This is a genomic window from Sphingobacterium spiritivorum, from assembly GCF_016725325.1.
Taxonomy (GTDB): domain Bacteria; phylum Bacteroidota; class Bacteroidia; order Sphingobacteriales; family Sphingobacteriaceae; genus Sphingobacterium.
This window is the reverse complement of record NZ_CP068083.1, coordinates 4,968,048-4,990,219: the sequence shown is the minus strand read 5'-3', so window position 1 is coordinate 4,990,219 and position 22,172 is coordinate 4,968,048. Positions and strand designations below refer to the sequence as shown.

Sequence of the window (22,172 nt, the reverse complement as noted above, 5' to 3'; positions counted from 1 at the left end):
TCCTTGCTTACCGGCAGAACTATTGAGAGGTTGTTTTTTCAAACAACACTTCCCTGACTCCGGTAGCAGATACTTTACAGCCTACGATTCTGGAATGCTGATCCCTGACAAATTCCACTTTGCGGAAATATCCTTCTTCTGTATTGAAGGTGTCAGGTATTGGCATCGGATTCATAGGAATGTTCCCATTCAGCAGATGCAAAGCCATAAGTTTTCCATTCATAACACTGAATTCATACTCAGTTTCCAATTCAGGACTGTAAAAACGGCCAGTATATAAGGCCAGATCTGTATCCTGATTTTTCAGGACTTTGCTATTAATCTTTTTTCCTTTATAACTGAAGTCGGACAGATGCCATCTGAAATCCGGTGTACCATTTTCATCTGTACTAAATACAAATCGACTATGTGGAAGAGCAGGAAACATGAACTCTTTGTCTGAAAGAGCGGGTAAAGGTAGTTTCTGCGCTGATCCGTTGATCTGCAGATAGAATTTATTGTTTTCAGCAGAAAACGTAAACAACAGACCTCTCATCACTTCATATTGACCAGCCCATTTGGTCAGCGTTGCTGTATCCTGAGCAATATAGGGTTCCACCGGATTGTCCGGTGTCTTATCAAAATAATAATCGATAATAGTATAGGCAATATCCAGTGGATTGAAGGTCTGAAAATTACCTGTCATAGCCATAGCGAAATTGTGTTCCGGAATACGAACCAGATAAGACCTGTACCCTGCATCTCCGCCTCCGTGAAAAATCAGATTTAGCCCTTTATATTGTTTTACTTCCTGGCCAAGAGCATAAGAGAGCCGTTCGCCGTTATTTAAAGTACTTTGTTGTTCCATTTTATGGAACAGGCTTGTGTCACCAATTGTGGCTGAATGAAAGTTTTCTGTCCACAGATTGAGATCACGTACAGTCGTATTCAGTCCTGTGGATCCTACCAGAGAAAAATGAAGGGGAACCTGTTGATACTGCCCGGCTCTGTAACTGTAGGAATAAGCTTTATTCCTGATGATTCTCTCCTCATTATCGAGGAATAAGGAATTTTTCATTTTTAACGGACGGAAGATTTCATTTTCCGTAAAATCTGAAAAAGACTTACCGGATACCTTTTCTACGATCTTTGCCAGTAATATAAACCCAGAATTGCAGTATTCGTATGCAGTGCCGGGATGGAAATTAAGATGCTTCTGCTGAGTCAACAGCCGGTAGGCCTGATCCATAGTCATATGACCACCTTCCCGTTGTCCTATCAGACTGCTGAGATCAAATATCTCCCGCAGTCCGCTGGTATGATTAGCCAGATTTTTTATGCTGATCTTGTTTCCGTAATCAGGCATTTCCGGTAAATATTGCCGTATATCATCTTCAAGAGATAATTTTTTCTGTTTTTCCAGCAGGAGAATAGAAAATACGGCAAACTGTTTAGATACGGATGCTATATGAAATATGGTAGAATCCGAGATCGGGATCTTGTTTTCCAAATTGGCTATCCCTGTATATTTTTCATAAATGGTCCTACCATCCTTTTGAATTGCAAGCGCTATACCAGGACTTGATTTACTTTGATAACGGGTGAGGAGTTCATCTGTTTTTTCATTCGGAAGAGTTGCTTTTTGTTTTATTCTCAGCGTTTGGATATCATATTTTCCGGATATAACCTGTTGCCCGGGAGCTGATATTTCAATTTTATATTTACCCTTATGATTGGCATGTATGGTGAAGTATTCCGGTCCGAATTTACCATTGGGACTATCATATTCATTCAGCTTATGATTCTTTTCATCATAAACGCTGACAACAATATCTATACCTCGCTGCATAACAGAAAAAGCTGCAAAATCATTCTTTTGGAGTCGCACTTCGTATATATGCTTGTCCCCTGTAGAAAACTCCGCACTGAAAGCCGAGGAGGGGTGAAGTTGGTTCTTCATAACCTGAGCCTCTGAAAAGGATAAGCTATTAAAAAACAAAACAAAAAAAATAATGTGTTTTATACGATCAGGCATAGGTAGCAATTGAAAGTAGAGACTTGTTATCAATAAGATCGGGTGCAAGATATTCAAAATATTTGATCTGCCATTCCTTTGTTTTTATAGCCTGTTTATTTTCAGGAATATCCCAGGGTGCATATATCCTGAAACCTCTTTTGCCCATAATGTTATCATGTGTGAGAATTTTCATTTCTCTCAGAATCGCTGTTGAGAATATAAATAGTCCATACTGATCCTGATTCTTTATGAATATGGTAACAAGGTCTACCTGATCTTTCGTCGTGTAAGGTTCCGTTTCACCGGACGTAATATTTCTTTTCCACAAGGTTACAAATTGTCCGATTTTCTTAGGTGTAATATTCGCCTTGCGAAACAGAATAACCTGCTCTTCTGTTACAAAAGAAGCCGCATGATAGCTGCTGCTTTCTTTATCAAATTGGAGTTGCTCCAGTTGTGACATTGGAGAATACAACTTTTCAATTAATGGGGTGATAATGTTTGTATGTATAGCAGCAGACATAGACAGGTGATGTTTCTTTATTTTACTAAAGTACATTTTTTGGAGCTTTTCCTGTAAATCACACCATTACAAAAAAGGCTATCCGGCCTGTTTATTAAACAAGCTTTATAAAAAAGAACAAAAAGTGATTTGTGGTGTTTTTAATAAAAGTATGTTTTGTGTACATTTTGGTTAAAATTTAATAATTTTATGAAACATTTCTGTTCATTACGTGTTTTTTATTCATATATTAATCCTTATGCTATGAAAATCATTATTCTTTTCCCCATATTCCTGCTTCTTATATTATCCGGCTGTCAGACATCATCCAAAAAGGAGATTGCGGATATAATCTATTTCGGCGGTCCTATTCTGACTATGGAAGATGATAATCCGGAAGTCGAAGCTCTTGCTGTAAAAGACGGAAAGATTCTGTTCACCGGAACAAAGGCTGCTGCTGAGCAATACACAGGAGAAAACACAACCTTACATGACCTTAATGGCAAAACGTTACTTCCCGGATTTATAGATGCTCACGGGCATCTGGCCTCCAGAGCAGGGATGATGCAAGCCATAGATTTGTCTCCAACTCCTTACGGAACGGTTAATTCTATTCCGGATCTTCAGAAAACCCTAAAAGAATATATAGAAAAAAACAACCTGACAGCGAGTCAGCCTATCATGGGCAATGGATATGACGATGCTATTATGTCTGAGCACAGACACCCAACCCGTGAAGAACTGGACGCAATAAGTATGACGAATCCTATTATAGTAATTCATACTTCAGGACATGCGAGTGTCGCCAATTCGGCTATGTTAAATCTGGTTGGTATTGAGGAAAATGCAAAAGATCCGGAAGGAGGACATTATGGTAGAGATCCCAAAACAAAGAAACTGAATGGAAAACTGGAAGAAAATGCCAGCTTTACAGCTCTGATTAAATTGACGACACTGTTGTCTAAAAATGCTAAATCAGGAGTTGATAAAACTCAACAGGAATTAGATAATCTTGTTAAGGCGCAGGATGAATGGTTGAGCTATGGACAGACAACCATATGTGAGGGCAGAACAATGGGCGAGAGTGTAGGACTACTGAAAGAAGCTGCTGCTAAGGGTTTATTTAAAGCTGATGTTATTTATTTTCCGGATTATGAATTTTTTAAAGCGCAACTGGATTCTTTCAAACCTGAATATATGGTTTATACAAATCACCTGAAGCTGGGAGGTTTTAAATTTTCGGATGACGGATCGCCACAAGGTAAAACAGCATGGCTGACACAGCCTTATCTGATCCCTCCGGAGGGACAGGGAGCAGATTACAAAGGATTTCCGATTTTTACGGATAGTGTACTTTATCAGGATCTGAAGACTCTTTTTGAAAATAACATTACCGCACAGCTGCATGTCAATGGGGATGCGGCTATAGATCAGGCCATGCGCGTAATAAAGAAACTGAAGGATGAAGGGATTTATAAGCCAGAGTTGAGAGCTACGCTCATACATGTACAAAACAGCCGTCCTGATCATATTGCCAGTATCAAGGAAATTGGAGTGATTCCTTCTTATTTTTCTACACATGCCTACTTATGGGGAGACTGGCATTATTCCAGTGTATTTGGTCCTGAGCGGGCAGCCTTTATCAGTCCTGCACATTCCGCCCTGAAAGCGGGAATTCTTTTCACTATTCATCATGATGCTCCCGTGACTCCTCCGGATCTGATTACAGCTGTGTATGCTGCAGTGAACAGAAAGACAAGATCAGGGAGAATACTGGGGCCAGACGAACGGATAAAGCCTGTAGAAGCACTGAAAGCGATAACCATCAATGCTGCATATCAATACCACGAAGAGGAATATAAAGGATCTCTTAAAGCAGGTAAACTGGCTGATCTGGTAATTCTGAATCAGAATCCGCTTACTATTGATCCGTTAAACATCAGGGATATATTAGTGACGGAAACCATTAAAGAAGGCAAGACAGTCTACAAAAAATAATGTCTGGAAAGAAATATTACTATGAGTGATGAAAAAGCCATTATTACTACTACTTATTATACTCTTCGGAGGTATTGCTCAGGGACAAGGTCATTATACAGGATCTTCCTTTAATCCCGGAGACTATTTTGCTCCCCATTCAGGCTGGATTATTCCGGTATGGTATGGGTATGCAAACATGAACTATTATAATGCAGCAGGTAATCGATCAGATCAATTGATCAATCCGGCTCCGGAAAATCCTACAGATTTGAAAATCAAGCAGAATGTAAAGACCAATTCTTTTATCCTGATGGCAATTTATGGAGGTAAAGGCAAAATTTTAGGAGCGAACTGGGGTATGATGGTAATTCCTACATTAAACAGTCCTACAGCAAATATAGCTTTAGACTATTATTCAAGTCAAACCGGTTCGGGTAATTATGTATTTACCAATAAAAGCCTGGGCTTCGGAGATATGTATCTTCAGCCTGTCTGGCTTTCCTGGACAAAGGGAAAGTACAGTTATGCCCTTAATTATGGGGTCTGGGCACCTACCGGTAGGTACAAACCTCATGATCTGGATAATGGAGGTCATGGCTATTGGTCGCATAATGTACGTGTGGCGGGAAGAATGAAACCAATTCCTCGGGTAAGTCTGAGCGTGGCAACAACTCTGGAAATGAATCAATGGCAGAAGGACACAGATTTTAAAGAAGGTAGTCACTTGACAGTAGACATGGGAGGCTCATATGTATTGGATAGCAGAGGGAATGAAATCGGATTATTTGGACACTATACCAGCCAGATCAGTGATGATAAAGGTACTAACGGAGGATTTGTATCTGACCGTATTGCTGGTATCGGAGGGTTTGGGTCTTATTGGATTAAACCCATGAAAGTCGGATTGATGGGAAGGATTACGCAAAATTTCAATGTTAAGAATAGATTTGGAGGTACAGCTGTACAGGTGGGTGTGAATTATCTGATCCCTGCAGCTCATTAACAGCGGACATTTTCATTTTCTTTGTGTATTTTGCAGATAGTAAATTTTTCCTTAAGATGAATATATTTATTAAGTTGCAATTTCTCCTTTTCTTTTTTTGTGGTTTTATTTCAATCGCCATAGCTCAGGATCTCCGGAAAACAGACAAGGGATATCCCGTTATTGTATATGCTGATACGCTCTTTCATGTTAAAAATAAATTAGGTGCGCTTTCTGCGTCCGAGCGTGCACAACGCACAACCGACAAGATCAAAGCACTGGATGATGATCTTTTTTTTATTGCAGACTCGTTGTTGACGGTACCAGATTCTATGGTATTTGATATTGTGTATAAAGGAAATATACTCTTAAGTATTTCCAAACCTGACGCCGATTCCATGCAGGTCGCCCCGGATGTGTTGGCAGCCACGTATCAACAGCTGATATTGCAGCATGTCAAAAAATATAAAAGCGAAACAGATTTTTCAGAGCTCTTAAAGCGCGGAGCAATGGGAAGCTTAATTTTGCTGATCCTTGTTTTATGTATTTACTACATCAATAAATATTTCAACAGGTTTACAGCCTGGATTCTGATCAAATTTAAGAAAAGAGCAGGAAGGATCAAGATCAAAGACTATGATCTGATTAATAAGGATACAGAAGTGATGCTGATCAAAAAAGCTTTGGGCATCTTTAAGTATTTTTTATTTTTTTTATTGATTTATCTCACGCTTCCAATAATTTTCAGATTATTTCCATGGACAAAACCCTGGGGCGATAATCTGATTAATTTTGTAGTCAATCCGCTGAAAAATATAATCAGTTCTGTAGTCGATTTTATTCCAAATCTGATTACGATAATAGTTATTTATATTGTATTTCACTATGTCAAGAAATTCATTCGTTTTCTTGCGAATGAAATAGAGGCTGACAAGCTGAAGATAAATGGTTTTTATGCGGATTGGGCAAAGCCTACGTATAATATTGTGCGCCTGGTACTGAATGCCTTTATGATCGTAGTGATCTGGCCGTTTATTCCGGGATCTAATTCAGATATTTTCAAAGGGGTATCTGTATTTCTGGGATTGATTATTTCATTCGGATCTTCTTCTGCGATCAGCAATGGGGTCGCCGGAATGGTGATTACTTACATGAGACCTTTTAAGATCGGCGATGTAGTCAAGATCGGTGAAATTCAAGGTACAGTTTTAGAAAAATCCTTGCTCGTCACACGGTTACAGACCACAAAAAATGAAATTATTACCATTCCGAATAGTGCCATTCTCAATGGAAATACCATCAATTACACCAGTCTTTGCCGGGATGACGGATTAATTATACATACTACTATTTCTATAGGTTATGATATTGGCTGGCAGAAGATTCACGAATTGTTGATTGCTGCTGCGCTAAAGACAGATGGGATATCCCCGGAAAGGACGCCATTTGTATTGCAGACCAGCCTTGACGACTGGTACGTTTCTTATCAGATCAATGCATATACCAACAGTCCTGAAAGAATGGCGCCGATTTATTCCGAACTTCATAAGAATATACATGAAGCCTTTGATGGGGCGGGCATAGAAATGATGTCCCCACATTATCAGGCCATACGTGACGGAAATGCAAGTACCATCAGAAATGAAAAATAGTAAGGTATTCAAGTAAAATTCGCAGAATAAACGCACAGTAGTTGCAATCCGGTTATCTTTGTAACCTACATAATAATAAAAGCAGACGTGGCATCTACAAAATATCTGAAGAAAATAAGGGACCTGGCGGAACGTAATCTGAAAGAGGGTATAGCCTTCTTAGAAGAAAATGCAAAACGGGATAATGTAATTGTAAAACCTTCCGGATTACAATACGAAATCTTAAAAGAGGGAAACGGAGAAATACCTACTTTAAAAGCAAAGGTATTGTGTCATTATAAAGGTACATTACTGGATGGTACCGTTTTTGACAGTTCTTACAAACGAAAGAAACCGGAAGCATTTTTTGTACGTGAGCTGATCAAGGGATGGCAGGAAGTATTGGTATTGATGCCCATAGGAAGTCATTGGAAAATATATATACCATGTCATCTGGCTTATGGATTTGAATCCCTGACGGAGAATAGCGGAGGCAACTGTACACTTATTTTTGAAATGGAACTAAAAGCTATTCTATAGCTCATCCAAGTGTCATTTTATTAAACTTAACATACGTTCAGCTTGTGTCTTTTTCAATTGAAAATGAGTGTTTTTGATTGGATTGGCAGGGGTACAGCCTGTGACTGTAGCGCATTTACGGAGAATTAAATCTATTCAAATAAGCTATATTCGCAGTATTACAATCTGTTTTTTTGATAAATATTAGTAAAACGATATGGAAAATCTACACAATAAAAAAGCTATTATCACAGGAGGGGGCAGGGGATTAGGAAAAGCAACAGCTCTTGCTTTGGCTGCTGAAGGGGTATCTGTTGGCATTACCGGCCGTAATGAAGAAAATCTAAAGCAAACTGTAAAGGAACTGGAAGCTTTTGGGATACAAGCGGTATATGCAGTGTTTGATGTGGCAGATGCAGGGCAGGTTAAATCTGAAGTTTCTAAACTGATCGAAACATTAGGCGGAGTTGATATACTGATTAATAATGCTGGTATTGCAGAGTTTGGTTCATTTTTGGATATGGACGCTCTTCGCTGGCAGGAAATCCTGATGACCAATGTCATGGGGATCTATCATGTTACAAAGGAGGTATTACCACATCTGGTCGCAAAAAATCAGGGAGATATTGTAAATGTAAGCTCTACTGCAGGATTGACGGGCAATGCTAATACTTCCGCATATTCGGCCTCCAAGTTTGCTGTGATCGGTATGTCTGAATCTTTAATGAAGGAAGTCCGCAAACATAATATACGGGTCTGTACACTTACTCCAAGTACCATTGCTTCGGATATGTCTGTTGATCTGGGACTTACTGATGGTAATCCGGACAGCGTGTTGCAGCCATCTGATTTTGCTGAGCTGATTATCGCTAATCTGAAATTACCGAGAAGAGCGCTGTTAAAATCTGCCTCTTTGTGGTCTACGAATCCTTAATAAAAATAATACTGTGTACTTCTGTTTTCCTTTCTGATAACGGTATCATTCCTGCTATTTTTTACCTACAGAGCTGCCTTCAATGGCGGCTCTGAATGGTTAATGTAGAAGTCTTCGCCGAAGAAGGGATATCGATAAATCCAAGATCTTCAAGTACTCTGCGGGTAATGTCTTTTCTGCTGCTGCCAAATCCCGAATTTTTAAGATTTCGATCCTGAAATAGTCTGGTGGCAAATAAATAAGTATTGTTTTGTTTTTCTATATAGCCTACCCACCATCCGATATTTAATCCGTCTATTCGTGTCCAGCCCGTTTTGGCATGGATAGCATAATCAGGATACTCTTCTGAGAGCATAACTCTTTTTACGGTTTGCATATGCCTTTTATCAAAAGAGAGTTGCTCCAGATATAATTTTCTTAAAAATTCTAGCTGGTTGTAGGGTGATATACCGAAATTACCAAAATTCCAAAAGTCAGGATCTGTTTCGTTCAGATCAGCGTTGCCATATCCGGCAAGAGAGAGATAATGCTGATAATTTTTCTTGCCTATTTTTTTAGCTAACTCTACGAAAACCCACCCTGCTGATTTTTCAAAAGCTTCTTTTACTGTCATGTCCCGGTATATATCTGGTCTGTATCCATATTTAACGGTATCTGTGTGACCTGTCCACTTGACGACCTGGTTTTCATCAGATATGACTTTTGTTTCCAGCGCAATCAGCAGATTGATGATTTTAAATGTTGATGCCGGCAACGACGGTACAAAAACAGACTTTGCATCGGAAGCAAACCATTTATTATTTTGTAAATCCAATACCATAATATCTCCTTTTGCATGTTTGTTTTCGAAGTATCTGTTAAATTCTTCCTGAACGCTAATAGAGTCACTGACGAATGAAGCCTTTACTTTTTTGGTTTGTTGTGCAGAAACATGAGGTTGGTTAGAAAGGATAAAAAGGATGTAGTAAGCAAGTAAGATAAAGCTATTTTTCATGCTTATAAATTTACAGTTATAATATTGATTATAAGAGATTTTATAACCGGTAGAATAGATTTTTCTACAGTATATAATAGTAGTTAAGACGCGAACAGTCTTCATTGTAATAAAAGTAGCATCTTAAACTGCTGAAGACTGATTCGCATATATTCGGGGAATTATCCCCATGGGTGGATGTGGTTGTAACAGAATATCTTATTCCTCATAAAGCCGTTGCGCTTCTATACCCGCAATGCCAAGTTCTTTAATGATGATATGATGATCAAGACATTGGCCTTCTATGACAAGTACCTTGTAAACAGATTCCAGATCGAGTTTCCATTTTTTGATTCCGTCGATCTGTTTAATTGCTCCATGTATATTGTGGAAGAGGCTGGAGCAGTGTACATTTGTTTCGAACATTAATTTTTCCATAGCATTTTAATTTTAGTAAAAATCTCTTGAAAGAAACTTTTAGAGTTTAACAATGTGGATTAAGATCAGTTGAGTAAGATCTCTCCATTAGAAAATAGCTATCGCAGTTTTGCAATAATACTGTATACCAAATTTAAATAAAAAAGAAACTTCATTGATAATCAGGTTGATAAAAATGTAATAAGTCACGAATAATTTGCAATTAAATTATGCTAAGAGCGCTGGGACTTTTTACAAACCATTTCAGACTCATATTGTTATTAAGAAGGAGATATGAATTACAAGGGTTTATATCGAATAACTATTGCTACAACAGTTACACTAATTTTATTTGCTGATGAAATCACATTTTGAACTAAAATATCCGTTGGGATTAGGGGGAGTTGCTATTGGAACGGGCTTTGATCCGTTATCTGATGAAGAATCTTATCATATTCTTGAAACAGCCTGGAATCAGGGTATCCGTTATTACGATACATCACCCTGGTACGGACTTACGAAAAGTGAACGAAGGTTTGGAGATTTTTTGCGTCAGAAATCCAGAAACGAATTTGTGTTTTCTACAAAGATCGGTCGGTTGTTTGAAGCCGTAGAAGAAGCTGCAGTTCCCCCTACGATGTGGAAAGCTCCATTAGCGTATGATTTCAGACATGACTACACTGCAGATGCGACAGCAAGATCTATTGAAGAAAGTCTTTCACGTACAGGATTAGATCATCTGGATATCGTTTTTGTACACGATCTGTCTGAAGATCAGGTAGGCGATCGTTATGATTATTATCTGCGGCAGGCAGAAAAGGGTGCATTCAGAATACTATCTGATTACCGGGATCAGGGAATTATCAAAGCATGGGGGATGGGAGTAAATAAGATTGAGCCTATTCTGGATTGCATAAAAGTAGCTGATCCGGATATCTGTCTTTCCGCGACACAATATTCAATTCTGGAGCATGAGGATGCTGTAGACCGTTTATTGCCCGTAGTCCGTGAACATGGTGTTAAATTGGTGTCCGGAGCCGGATTTAATTCCGGATATATAGGAGGCAGAGAGCGCTATAATTACAAAGATGTTATTCCTAAAGGGATGGCTGAAAAGCGGGCGCGTATAGCAGCTATTGCTCAGCAACACGGTACTGATCTGATCGCTGCAGCAATCCAGTTCGTATTAGCGGCTGACGAATTTGTATCTATAATCCCCGGAGCAAGCAGACCCGGACAGGTACTGGATAATTGCAGAGCTGTTCAATCTCCTGTTTCACCTGATTTCTGGAAGGAGCTGAAGCAGGAAGGGCTTATCTATTCAAAAGCTCAGATTCCCGGAGGATAATCCTGATTATTGAACCTGCAGGTAGGAATCCCACCATTCATTGGGTTTGGTATGCATGAGGTTGCAGGGATCTTGCATCCAATAGGTATTATCTACATAAATTTTGTATGCATATTTTCCGGGAGGGATATGAAGTGTGCAGATCCATTCTCCATCCTTTCTGATAAATGGATTGGCTTTTGGATCATAATTATTAAAGGTACCTGTCAAAGCAATGGATTCGGCTCCCTGCATACCTTTGATTCTGAACGTAATGATATTATGCTGCGGCCCGAATAGATTCAGATAGTAGTTTGAAGGATTTATTTTTCGGATCTGATTATACAATTTGTTTGCTTTTTCTGTTTTTCCGGATAGAAGATAAGCATTTGCAAGTGCTACCCGTGCATTTTCAGAATCCGGATAATAGCTGAGGTTGGTTTCAAACAGCTTTTCGGCATCTGCAATCCGGTTACTATCTATAAGCCTATATCCAAGTATTTCCAGATCTTTTTCAGTAAACTGATAAGATGTGTTTTTCGATTTTCTTTGCTGCTTGTACATGGAGATAGTGGCTGCTATTCCTTGTTGGTTATACGTTTGTTCTATTTTTTCGGATAATGTTTTAGGAAATAAATCTTTTATTTCAATATTCTGATATCCCTTTTTGAGAAGTTGAAGGACATCTATCTTGTGAACAACCGTATAATCGTGACGTTGGTAGAGATAAATAGTTTTGTTTTTGAGGTCGCACACCTGTGAATAAACTGTACTGTTATCTGTCTCCCGCTGTGCCGTTGCATCCAGTATGTGTCTGAAATTTTCTAATGTCAGCGGTTTTGTTTGGAGTAAATTGTAAGCCGTTTTTCTGCGCCAGCACTTGAAATCTGTATATTGGGGATCCTGGAGATTATAATTTGTAAGTACATAATTTTTACTGTCCGGGCGGATGATATAATTTGCATGGACAATAGCGTAATCACCTGTACGGTCAGCTATCATGATTTGGGCTTTTTGCTGCCATGTTAGATTGTACCGGGCAAAGAGTTTTAATGCTTCTTCTACTGTACCGCATTCCTGTAAAATTTTTTCCAGAATATAACCTTCGAAATCGGGCTTTGCGGGATCTTTAACGATTTCTACTTCCTTAGGGAGGGCTGCTGCATCATAGAAGAGCCCCTGTTCATTTATACCCCCTTCCGGAAATTTTTCTTCAAATCCCCAGAAAATGTAACCTTTCTTTTTTTGTTTTGAAGGCCTCACCCATATATAGGTCTTCTTCAAAGGTGAGTAGTCTTCATTATTTCCGACCAAAACCTGTTTTCCGTCTCTGGCTATAAAAATAGTGCAGGATAAAACAGGTATATGCTGTGAAAATAGTATCCCGATCAAAATAACGACAGCTCTTTTCATTTTTCTGGTTATAGGTTCATAGCTAAATATGCGTCATAAAGATAAAATATTCCTTTCAAAATAATATCTTATATGTTGATTTTTAGTATGTTGTGTGGATTGTTTATTGATGAGTGAATTAGTTTTTGTTAGTGATCAACTCAGCATCACGTATCTGAATCTCGGTATGTCCGTCTTTATCTGCGTTGAGATATACAATACCTGTAATACGGACCGGCAATTCACTAAATGTAACCTTATGTTTGTTTTTCATCATAATTTCTGCCATTGGTGGTATTCCGTTTTGCCCGCAAAACATGCATTGGGCTACCGGTAAGACAGACAATAGAAACCAATTATGTTTTCGCCCTGTATTGATAGGGACCATATACCCCTGCAAGGTGACACTTTTGTTATTCAGTTGCTGCAAAGCAGGTGGAAAATGTGGAATGTAAACAGTCTTATCTGCTTTTTTCTCCACCTTATACATAAGCTGATCAAATACCTCCCAGGTTTTGTTCATCAACGGTTTGTGATCAATAATATGTTGTTGCTGTACGTTTGTCTGTGCTCCGGAGGGATGTACGGATAAAATAATGAAAGCAATAATCAAAAGAGGAATAAAGAAGTGAAGAGACATGAGCATATATTTTTTAGTTTCTAAAGTAAAAATATCAGAAATATTTATTTAATGCAACTATGTTGCATTTATTAATTTTGGTTATTATCTTTGTTCGACAGAAACATGAATGGAAAGGATTATGGTACCTCAGGATTACGAAAGCTGGAAAGATTGTATTGAGAATAAATGCGGAATTACGCTTACGAGGGATTTTGTAGAGAAGCGCCTGGCTATCTATACTGACGTGTCTCATGAGGAGACACAACGGTTTGTGGGATTGTATGGAGAGCAGCACCGTCAACGAATAATAGAATGGTTGAAGTTATCAGTATCCTGGCAGTATCTATAGGCAAAGAATACGTAAATCTATTATAAAATGAAGAATAAAAAATTGCCTGTAACCGTGCTTAGCGGATTTTTGGGAGCAGGAAAGACTACATTACTCAACCACGTTCTTCACAATAAGGAGAATCTGAAGGTTGCAGTGATTGTCAATGATATGAGCGAGATCAATATCGACGCTTCATTGGTCAAAAAAGAAAACACGCTTTCTCGGACAGAGGAAAAGCTGGTGGAGATGAGTAACGGTTGTATCTGCTGTACCCTGCGTGAGGATCTGATGGTGGAAGTGGAGCGCCTGGCCAGAGAGAATAGGTTTGATTATTTACTTATCGAGAGTACAGGTATATCAGAGCCGCTTCCTGTTGCGCAGACGTTCAGTTTTGTAGATGAACAAAACGGGATTAATCTTCCTGATCTGAGTTATATAGACACGATGGTAACTGTAGTCGATTGTTTTAACTTTTTTAAAGATTTCGGATCGGCAGAAACATTGACAGATCGCAGATTGACGGATGATGATTATGATAGTCGCACTATTGTCAATCTGTTGACGGATCAGGTCGAATTTGCTAATGTAATTATTCTGAATAAGGTAGATCTTGTTGCAGAAGAAACAATTGGTGTATTAAAAGCTGCGATCAGAAAATTAAACCCCGGCGCACGAATTATCCAAAGTTCTTTCGGACAGATCGTGGTATCGGATATTATTGGTACAGGTCTTTACAATCAGTCTATTGCGGAGTCTTCTGATGCCTGGCAGAATGAGTTGGCACAGGAGCAGGTGCCGGAAACGGAGGAATATGGTATTTCTTCCTTTGTATTTACGAGTCAGCGACCTTTTCATCCGCAACGCTGGTATCAATATCTGAATGTTACATATCCGTATAATCTGATTCGTGCCAAAGGTCTGTTCTGGATGGCCTCCCGTCCTAATGAAGCTATCAGCTTCAGTCAGGCAGGAGGAAGTCTCCGGCTGGAAGGAGCAGGCGTCTGGTGGTGTTCCATTCCCGAAGGAGAGCGTCAGCGCTATCCTGATTTTAAAGAGTATGAAGCAGAAATGAGAAAAAGATGGCATCCTGAATGGGAAGACAGAAAAACAGAACTGGTATTTATCGGCCAGGATCTGGATAAAGAGGTTTGCATAAAACAGCTGGAAAAATGTCTGCTGACGGATGAAGAGGCTGAAAGCTGGAAGTACAATGACTGGGTAGACAACTTCCCTAAGCATATATAGTAAATTGTTTGTTTTGGCCGCTGTCTGTTGCTTTTTTAAGTGATGGCAGCGGTTTTTTATGAATAATCAGCCACCTTCATCATGCTGAAGATGGCTGCTATCCTGAATTGATCTTACACGCGCGGAAGTTTGTATCCGTTGTGATATTCTTTTTCCAGATATAGTTTATTGATCTTGTTGTCTGTAAAACTATTGCTATTCTTATCCCAAACGAGTTTCTGCCCGCTGCGGTAAGATATATTTCCCATCTGGGCTATCGTGGCTACGTGTGATCCGGCCTGTATAGAACATTTCAAATCTTCCATTTTCCGGCTTTTAATAACATCTATAAAATTTTGCATATGGTTTTGGAGACCTTTGTCGGATACAGCGATGAAAGGCTTCACCACTTTATTCTGACTTTTTTTCTCTTCTATCACTTCCCAGCCGGCACGGTTGAGGATCAATGTACCGTTATTGCCGATATAAGCTATCCCATGATCTCTGTTGTAGGGACCGTTTTCTACTCCCATTGCGGAATCCCAAACCACATTGAACTTGTCAAATTCGTACAGTGTAGTCAACGTGTCAGGCGTTTCTTCGTATAAATCAGGATAGGCAAAACGGCCTCCTAGTCCTACTATTGATTTAGGAAAGTCTGTTTTCATACCCAGTAAGGCATAATCCAGAAGATGTACCCCCCAGTCTGTCATCAGACCGCCTGCATAATCCCAGAACCACCGAAAATTGTAATGGAATCTACTGGCGTTAAAGGGAACGACAGGAGCGGGGCCCAACCATTGTTCATAATCCACACCGGCAGGTGCAGGACTGTTTGGCACTACAGCGCCTGGTTTTTTGCCTCCCTGATAGCACCAGGTCTTTACGGTCCGGATATTTCCTAATTGTCCGCTATGTATAAAGTCTACAGCATCTTTGAAATGCTTTTGACTACGTTGCCATTGTCCGGCCTGTACAACTTTATTATATCGTATCTGAGCGTCAACCATTCTATTGCATTCGACAATAGAATTTCCTACCGGTTTTTCTACATAGACATCTTTTCCTGCTTCACAGGCATGTATCATTTGCAGAGCATGCCAGTGATCAGGAGTTCCTATGATGACAGCATCAATATCTTTATTGTCCAGTAGCGCACGATAATCGCCATATCTTTTAATCTTATTTGTATCTACGCTCTGTTTACTCAGGTCTGCTAACCGGCTGTCAATTACATTTTTGTCTACATCGCATATACCAATGAGGTTGATACTCGGTATTTTCATAGCTGCGTTTACATTAGACCAGCCCATACCTTTCGCACCGATAACGGCAATATTCAGCTGCTCATTTGGCATAATGCCACTGTTGAAAATCGCATATGCCGAATTTGGCAGGTAAGAGGCTAATAATCCACTTCCAGCCATCAGGGAAGTCTTTTTGAGAAATTGTCTTCGGGTATCCATCTTTTAGGGTTACTTAATAATGCTGTTGGTTCTTTTCAGGATCGTAGTTTTACTTGCTGCTGCTATAAAGACGCTGCACAGTATGCTGATGTTGTTTTTTTTAAAATTAAAATATAAAACCAGTATACCTTATCAGGCGCTATATGATTTTTTCTTATACACGCGGAAGTTTATATCCGTTGTGATATTCTTTTTCAAGATATAGTTTATTGATCTTATTGTCTGTAAAACTATTACTATTCTTGTCCCAAACGAGTTTCTGTCCGCTGCGGTAGGATATATTTCCCATCTGGGCTACCGTGGCTACGTGTGATCCTGCCTGTATAGAACATTTCAAATCCTCCATTTTCCGGCTTTTAATAATATCTATAAAATTTTGCATATGGTTTTGGAGACCATTGTCGGATGCCGCGGTAAATGGTTTCACCACTTTATTCTGACTTTTTTTCTCTTCTATCACTTCCCAGCCACCACGGTTAAGGATCAATGTACCGTTATTGCCGATGTAGGCTATGCCATGATCCCTGTTGTATGAGCCATTGTCAATACCCATTGCAGAATCCCAAACCATATTAAACTTATCAAACTCGTACAGTGTAGTCAATGTATCCGGAGTTTCTTCGTATAGATCCGGATAAGCAAAACGACCTCCTAATCCCACTATGGATTTAGGTAATTCTGCTTTCATACCCAGTAAAGCATAATCCAGAAGATGTACCCCCCAGTCTGTCATCAGACCGCCTGCATAATCCCAAAACCAACGAAAATTAAAATGGAACCGACTGGAATTAAAGGGGACAAGAGGAGCAGGGCCTAACCATTGTTTGTAATCTACTCCTGTTGGTACGGCACTGTTAGGCACTACTGGCCCTGGTTTCATCCATCCCTGATAGCACCATACTTTTACGGTACGTATATTCCCGAGCTGTCCGGTACCGATGAAATCTACAGCATCTTTGAAATGCTTTTGGCTGCGTTGCCATTGCCCGGCCTGTACAACTTTATTGTATCGTGCCTGAGCAGCAACCATACGGTTACATTCGACAATAGAGTTTCCTACTGGTTTTTCTACATAGACATCTTTTCCTGCTTCACAGGCATGGATCATTTGTAAGGCATGCCAGTGGTCAGGAGTGCCTATAATGACAGCATCGACATCTTTGTTGTCCAGCAATGCACGATAATCGCCATATATTTTTATTTTATTTGTATCTATATTCTGTTTGCTAAGGTCTGCTAACCGGCTGTCAATTACATTTTTATCTACATCACATATACCAATGAGATTGACGCCCGGTATTTTCATAGCTGCGCTTACATTGGACCAGCCCATACCTTTGGCGCCGATCACAGCAATATTCACCTGGTCATTTGGCATAATGTCGCTATTGAACATCGCAAATACAGAATTTGGGACGGTAGAGGCGAGCAATCCAGTTCCTGCCAGTAAGGATGTTTTTTTAAGAAATTGTCTTCGGGTATTCATATTTTATGGTTTTTTATGTTGATTTTATTAAAAGTCAGTCCATTTCAGATCAGACTGTGCGGAGGCTATTACTGTTTCTATAAATCTCATTCCACGAACACCGTCGTCTGTAGTTGGAAAATCCAGTTCCGTCTCTGAAGCTTTTGTTCCGTTTAATGAAGCCAAAAGCGTTAATGCAAAGTTGTTGTAAATATTAGCGAATGCTTCAACATATCCTTCAGGATGGCCTGCTGGCAGTCGGGTATTGTGTTTTGTGACAGGATGCAGGTAGGATTGTCCTGTACGGAATATCTGCGCCGGAGCATCGAGCCATTTGAGCAGAAGTGTATTGGGTTCCTGCTGATTCCATTCCAGACCAGCCATTTCACCGTATACCCTGATTTTTAGCGCATTTTCTTCTCCTGCAGCGACCTGAGATGCAGACAGCACACCCGTAGCTCCATTATCAAAGCGTAACAATATGTTACCATCATCTTCCAGTCTTCTGCCTTCCACGAATGTGTGCAGATCAGCACATATTTTCTCTATTTTCAGTCCTGAGATGTATTCTGCCAAATGTGCTGCATGTGTACCTATATCTCCCATACAGCCACTTTTTCCACTTTTTTCGGGATCGGTACGCCATGCCGCAAGTGCTACATCCGTTTCGATCATTGTACTGAGCCAACCCTGAGGATATTCCACCATTATTTTTCGGATCTTTCCCAGTTTATTTTCTTTCACAAGTTGCCGTGCCTGTTTGACCATCGGATAAGCCGAATAGGTATGGGTAAGGCAGAGCAGAAGTCCTGTTGCGGTTATCTTTCGCTGAAGCTGTAAAGCCTGTTCCAGCGTGAGTGTCATAGGTTTTTCAAGAACAACATGAAAGCCATGATCGAGCGCCATCATAGCCGGTTCAAAATGGGCAAAGTTGGGCGTGACAATACTTACGAAATGCATCCGCTTATCTGCAGGCAGTTGACTTTCCCGCTCTATCATTTCCTGATAGCTTGTATAGATTCTTTCTTCGGGAAGGGATAAGAGTTCTCCGGATTCTCTTGCGGTAGAGGGATCTGCACTTAATGCACCGCAACAGAATTCGATATGACCATCCAGACTGGCGGCCATACGGTGGACAGCTCCGATAAAAGCATTTTTGCCACCGCCTATCATGCCCATTCTTATTTTTGTAAAGCTCATAGCACTCAATTTTTTGGAGGGTTATATCATTTACAGACCTAATAGTTTTTTATTAAGGTCGTTATTGGTTTCTACTGCTGCAAAATTATCAAATGCTTTGTCAGTGACCCTTATAATATAGTCTTTTATAAAAAGAGCTCCTTCTCTTGCTCCGTCTTCCGGGTTTTTAAAGGCGCATTCCCATTCCAGTACAGCCCATCCCTGAAAATTGTATTGTGTCAGTTTTGTAAAAACGGATTTAAAATCAACCTGTCCATCACCTACAGATCTGAATCGTCCGGCTCTTGATTGCCAGTTTTGATATCCTCCATATACACCCTGACGACCGGATGGTGTAAACTCAGCATCTTTTACATGAAACATTTTAATACGATCGTGGTAGAGGTCGATAAATTGCAGATAGTCCAGACACTGCAAAATAAAATGAGAAGGATCATATAGAATATTGGCTCGGTTGTGATAGTTTACTTTTTCAAGGAACATATCGAATGTAATACCATCATGCAGATCCTCACCCGGATGTAGTTCGTAGCAGATATGGACATCATAACGTTCGGCTTCATCGAGTATGGGTAACCATAAGGTGGCGAGTTCTGCAAATCCGGTCTCGATCAGATTTTCAGGACGCTGCGGCCAGGGATATACAAATGGCCATAACAAGGCTCCGCTGAAAGTTGCTAATGCCTTGAGTCCGAGATTATGAGAAGCTTTGATAGCATATTTAAGCTGTTGTATAGCCCATTGTTGTCTCGCCTTGGGATTGCCGTGCAATTCTTTTGGTGCAAAAGCATCAAAAAGATCATCAAAAGCGGGATTGACAGCAACCAGCTGACCCTGAAGATGCGTCGATAGCTCTGTAATTTCTAATCCGTATGATTTTATTTTAGCCTTCAGTTCCAGTGCATAATTTTTATCATTTGCTGCCTTTTCGAGATCAATGAAACGTGCATCTAAAGTAGGGAGCTGTATACCTTTGTATCCCAGATCTGACGCCCATTGGCAGATGCCTTCTAATGTATTAAATGGTGCTTCATCACCGATAAATTGCGCAAGAAAAATTGCAGGACCTTTAATTGTTATCATAGTATTTCATTTAGACAGATACGTTATGTTGTTCCTGACGAATAGTTGCGTATCCGGATAGGAAACAAAAGTTAAATCTGTTTTTTAATAATTTTATAATATGGTTATTCTTGTACGAGCTTGTGTTATACAATTTTACAAAAAAAAACAACCGGTTGCAATTAAATCAAAAAAAAATCATACACTTGTCTTATAAAACACAAACAGCATAAATAATAAGGCACTTGAAATATATTTTCCGGAATAGTCAAATTTTGGTTAACAATATAAAGATAAACGTATAGCTGCATATATTGATGGTTTAAAAAATCAAATTTAAATAGCGGTTTAACAACCAGGATACGCAAAATTATAGCCTAAAAAACTGACTAGAACGGTATTTTCTGAAGTGTACACTACTAATAACCAAATAAACTAATTAAGAGAGAAATGGCAAATAATGTTTATGATGCAATTGTCATCGGGTCCGGGATCACGGGTGGCTGGGCGGCAAAAGAACTCACAGAAAAGGGACTGAAGACCATTATGTTAGAGCGTGGACGCAATATCGAGCATGTGAAAGATTATCCGTCACCCAATAAAGATCCCTGGGATTTTCCGCACAGAGGTAAGGTGCCGCTGGATATTGCTAAAAAATATTTGCCTTTTGGAATTATGAATCAGTGGATAAGTGAAAGTAATGTTGATTTCTGGACCAATGAAGCAGAGAGTCCATATAAGGAAGTTAAACCCTTTAACTGGTTCAGAGGGTATCATGTCGGTGGGCGTTCTCTAATGTGGGGAAGGCAAAGCTATCGTCTGTCGGATCTGGATTTTGAAGCGAATGCTAAAGACGGACATGGCATAGACTGGCCTGTTCGTTATAAAGATATAGCACCATGGTACAGCTATGTTGAAAAGTTTGCAGGTATTTCCGGTAACAGAGATGGTATCTCGGTATTACCTGATGGAGATTTTATGCCTCCTATGGCTATGAATTTTGTCGAAAAAGAGATGGCCGAAAGGATTAAGCGTAAATATACAGGCAAAAGACATTTTATAATAGGAAGAGTGGCTAATATAACGGTTCCTCATCATGGCCGGGTCAATTGCCAGTATCAGAATAAATGTGGTCTGGGATGTAACTTCGGAGGATATTTCAGTACACAATCCTCAACACTTCCGGCAGCTTTGAAGACTGGAAATCTGACACTCAGACCCTTTTCTATTGTCAAGAATATTATTTATGATAAGGATACAAAAAAAGCTAAAGGTGTAGAAATACTGGATGCAGAGACCAATAAGACCTATGAGTATTTTGCAAAGATTGTTTTTGTGTGTGCTTCAGCACTCAATTCTACCTGGGTATTGATGAATTCGGCTACCGATATCTGGGAAGGAGGACTAGGGAGCAGTAGTGGTGAACTGGGACATAATCTGATGGATCATATGTTAAATAGCGGAGCAGGAGGTAGAGTAGAGGGGTATGAAGATAAGTATGTGTTCGGCAGACGTGCAAACGGCCTTTATGTTCCCCGGTTTGCAAATGTAGAAGGAGATACTAAAAAGAGGAACTACCTGCGTGGATTTGGTTATCAGGGAGGAGCGTCGCGTGGCCGCTGGTCCGGTGATGTAGATGATATGAGTGTAGGCGGGGCATGGAAAGATGCGATATCAGAAGCGGGATCATGGTATATGGGATTCGGGGCATTCGGGGAAATATTGCCTTATCATGAAAATAAAATTACACTGGATAAGTCGCAAAAAGATAAGTGGGGGCTTCCAGTATTGGCGATGGATGCTGAAATCAAAGAAAATGAGAAAAAAATACGGAAGGATGCCAGTGAAGAAATGAAGGAAATGCTGGAATCTATTGGTGTAAAAGATGTATCAACATTTGACGGAGGATTTAGCATGGGACAGGGTATACATGAAATGGGTACAGCGAGGATGGGGCATGATCCGCGTACATCGGTACTCAATAAACATAATCAGGTATGGGATGCAACGAATGTATTCGTGACAGACGGAGCTTTTATGACTTCGGCATCCTGTGTCAATCCATCACTTACTTATATGGCTTTTACAGCTCGGGCGGTAGATTTTGCAGTCAGTGAGTTAAAAAAAGGAAATCTTTAACATATTTATT

The 22,172-nt window shown here is 39.8% G+C and carries 19 protein-coding genes; 9 read left to right on the top strand and 10 right to left on the bottom strand.

Annotation, left to right across the window (positions count from 1 at the left end; genetic code table 11):
- Positions 1-19: 19 nt before the first annotated feature.
- Complete coding sequence (locus tag I6J02_RS21000; RefSeq protein WP_201679708.1) at positions 20-1,939, bottom strand: serine hydrolase domain-containing protein; 1,920 nt, start codon at positions 1,937-1,939, stop codon at positions 20-22.
- 67 nt (positions 1,940-2,006) lie between these two features.
- Positions 2,007-2,555, bottom strand: a complete 549-nt coding sequence (locus I6J02_RS20995; protein ID WP_201679707.1) for a MepB family protein — start codon at positions 2,553-2,555, stop codon at positions 2,007-2,009.
- Between the two features lie 207 nt (positions 2,556-2,762).
- Between I6J02_RS20995 and I6J02_RS20990 the strand changes: the two genes are divergently transcribed.
- The 5 genes from I6J02_RS20990 to I6J02_RS20970 all read left to right on the top strand — a co-directional run bounded on the left by I6J02_RS20990 (position 2,763) and on the right by I6J02_RS20970 (position 8,544).
- Complete coding sequence (locus I6J02_RS20990) at positions 2,763-4,496, top strand: amidohydrolase (RefSeq protein ID WP_201679706.1); 1,734 nt, start codon at positions 2,763-2,765, stop codon at positions 4,494-4,496.
- Between the two features lie 28 nt (positions 4,497-4,524).
- Positions 4,525-5,481 (top strand): transporter, encoded by a 957-nt coding sequence (locus I6J02_RS20985; protein WP_201679705.1) that lies wholly within the window; start codon positions 4,525-4,527, stop codon positions 5,479-5,481.
- A 56-nt stretch (positions 5,482-5,537) separates the two neighbouring features.
- The gene (locus tag I6J02_RS20980) at positions 5,538-7,112 is read left to right on the top strand and encodes a mechanosensitive ion channel family protein (protein ID WP_236582218.1); all 1,575 of its coding nucleotides are present in this window, start codon (positions 5,538-5,540) and stop codon (positions 7,110-7,112) included.
- 87 nt (positions 7,113-7,199) lie between these two features.
- Complete coding sequence (locus I6J02_RS20975; protein WP_201679703.1) at positions 7,200-7,631, top strand: FKBP-type peptidyl-prolyl cis-trans isomerase; 432 nt, start codon at positions 7,200-7,202, stop codon at positions 7,629-7,631.
- A 196-nt stretch (positions 7,632-7,827) separates the two neighbouring features.
- Positions 7,828-8,544, top strand: a complete 717-nt coding sequence (locus tag I6J02_RS20970) for a 3-ketoacyl-ACP reductase (RefSeq protein ID WP_201679702.1) — start codon at positions 7,828-7,830, stop codon at positions 8,542-8,544.
- A 79-nt stretch (positions 8,545-8,623) separates the two neighbouring features.
- Here I6J02_RS20970 and I6J02_RS20965 read toward each other — a convergent pair whose 3' ends face one another.
- Entirely contained in the window at positions 8,624-9,538 is a 915-nt protein-coding gene (locus I6J02_RS20965; RefSeq protein WP_236582216.1) for a penicillin-binding transpeptidase domain-containing protein, read from the bottom strand.
- 198 nt (positions 9,539-9,736) lie between these two features.
- Positions 9,737-9,955 (bottom strand): hypothetical protein, encoded by a 219-nt coding sequence (locus I6J02_RS20960; protein WP_201679700.1) that lies wholly within the window; start codon positions 9,953-9,955, stop codon positions 9,737-9,739.
- Positions 9,956-10,292: 337 nt separating this feature from the next.
- Between I6J02_RS20960 and I6J02_RS20955 the strand changes: the two genes are divergently transcribed.
- A complete protein-coding gene (locus I6J02_RS20955; protein ID WP_201679699.1) occupies positions 10,293-11,282 on the top strand; it encodes an aldo/keto reductase in 990 nt (329 codons plus the stop codon).
- A gap of 6 nt (positions 11,283-11,288) precedes the next feature.
- Here the strand turns inward: I6J02_RS20955 and I6J02_RS20950 are convergent, their stop codons facing one another.
- Positions 11,289-12,674, bottom strand: coding sequence for a tetratricopeptide repeat protein (locus I6J02_RS20950; protein WP_201679698.1), 1,386 nt, complete (start codon positions 12,672-12,674; stop codon positions 11,289-11,291).
- Between the two features lie 118 nt (positions 12,675-12,792).
- Complete coding sequence (locus tag I6J02_RS20945) at positions 12,793-13,293, bottom strand: hypothetical protein (RefSeq protein WP_201679697.1); 501 nt, start codon at positions 13,291-13,293, stop codon at positions 12,793-12,795.
- 109 nt (positions 13,294-13,402) lie between these two features.
- Between I6J02_RS20945 and I6J02_RS20940 the strand changes: the two genes are divergently transcribed.
- Positions 13,403-13,624 (top strand): hypothetical protein, encoded by a 222-nt coding sequence (locus I6J02_RS20940; protein WP_236582215.1) that lies wholly within the window; start codon positions 13,403-13,405, stop codon positions 13,622-13,624.
- Between the two features lie 27 nt (positions 13,625-13,651).
- The gene (locus I6J02_RS20935; RefSeq protein ID WP_201679696.1) at positions 13,652-14,851 is read left to right on the top strand and encodes a GTP-binding protein; all 1,200 of its coding nucleotides are present in this window, start codon (positions 13,652-13,654) and stop codon (positions 14,849-14,851) included.
- A 113-nt stretch (positions 14,852-14,964) separates the two neighbouring features.
- On the opposite strand, the gene I6J02_RS20930 is transcribed toward I6J02_RS20935, so the two are convergent.
- The 4 genes from I6J02_RS20930 to I6J02_RS20915 all read right to left on the bottom strand — a co-directional run bounded on the left by I6J02_RS20930 (position 14,965) and on the right by I6J02_RS20915 (position 20,044).
- Positions 14,965-16,296: a Gfo/Idh/MocA family oxidoreductase gene (locus tag I6J02_RS20930; protein ID WP_201679695.1), complete on the bottom strand. Its 1,332-nt coding sequence runs from the start codon at positions 16,294-16,296 to the stop codon at positions 14,965-14,967.
- 154 nt (positions 16,297-16,450) lie between these two features.
- Complete coding sequence (locus I6J02_RS20925) at positions 16,451-17,782, bottom strand: Gfo/Idh/MocA family oxidoreductase (protein WP_201679694.1); 1,332 nt, start codon at positions 17,780-17,782, stop codon at positions 16,451-16,453.
- A 27-nt stretch (positions 17,783-17,809) separates the two neighbouring features.
- Entirely contained in the window at positions 17,810-18,961 is a 1,152-nt protein-coding gene (locus I6J02_RS20920; protein WP_201679693.1) for a Gfo/Idh/MocA family protein, read from the bottom strand.
- Between the two features lie 30 nt (positions 18,962-18,991).
- Entirely contained in the window at positions 18,992-20,044 is a 1,053-nt protein-coding gene (locus I6J02_RS20915; RefSeq protein WP_201679692.1) for a sugar phosphate isomerase/epimerase family protein, read from the bottom strand.
- Between the two features lie 429 nt (positions 20,045-20,473).
- Here I6J02_RS20915 and I6J02_RS20910 point away from each other — a divergent pair, with 429 nt between their 5' ends.
- Complete coding sequence (locus I6J02_RS20910) at positions 20,474-22,162, top strand: GMC oxidoreductase (RefSeq protein WP_201679691.1); 1,689 nt, start codon at positions 20,474-20,476, stop codon at positions 22,160-22,162.
- Positions 22,163-22,172 lie beyond the last annotated feature (10 nt).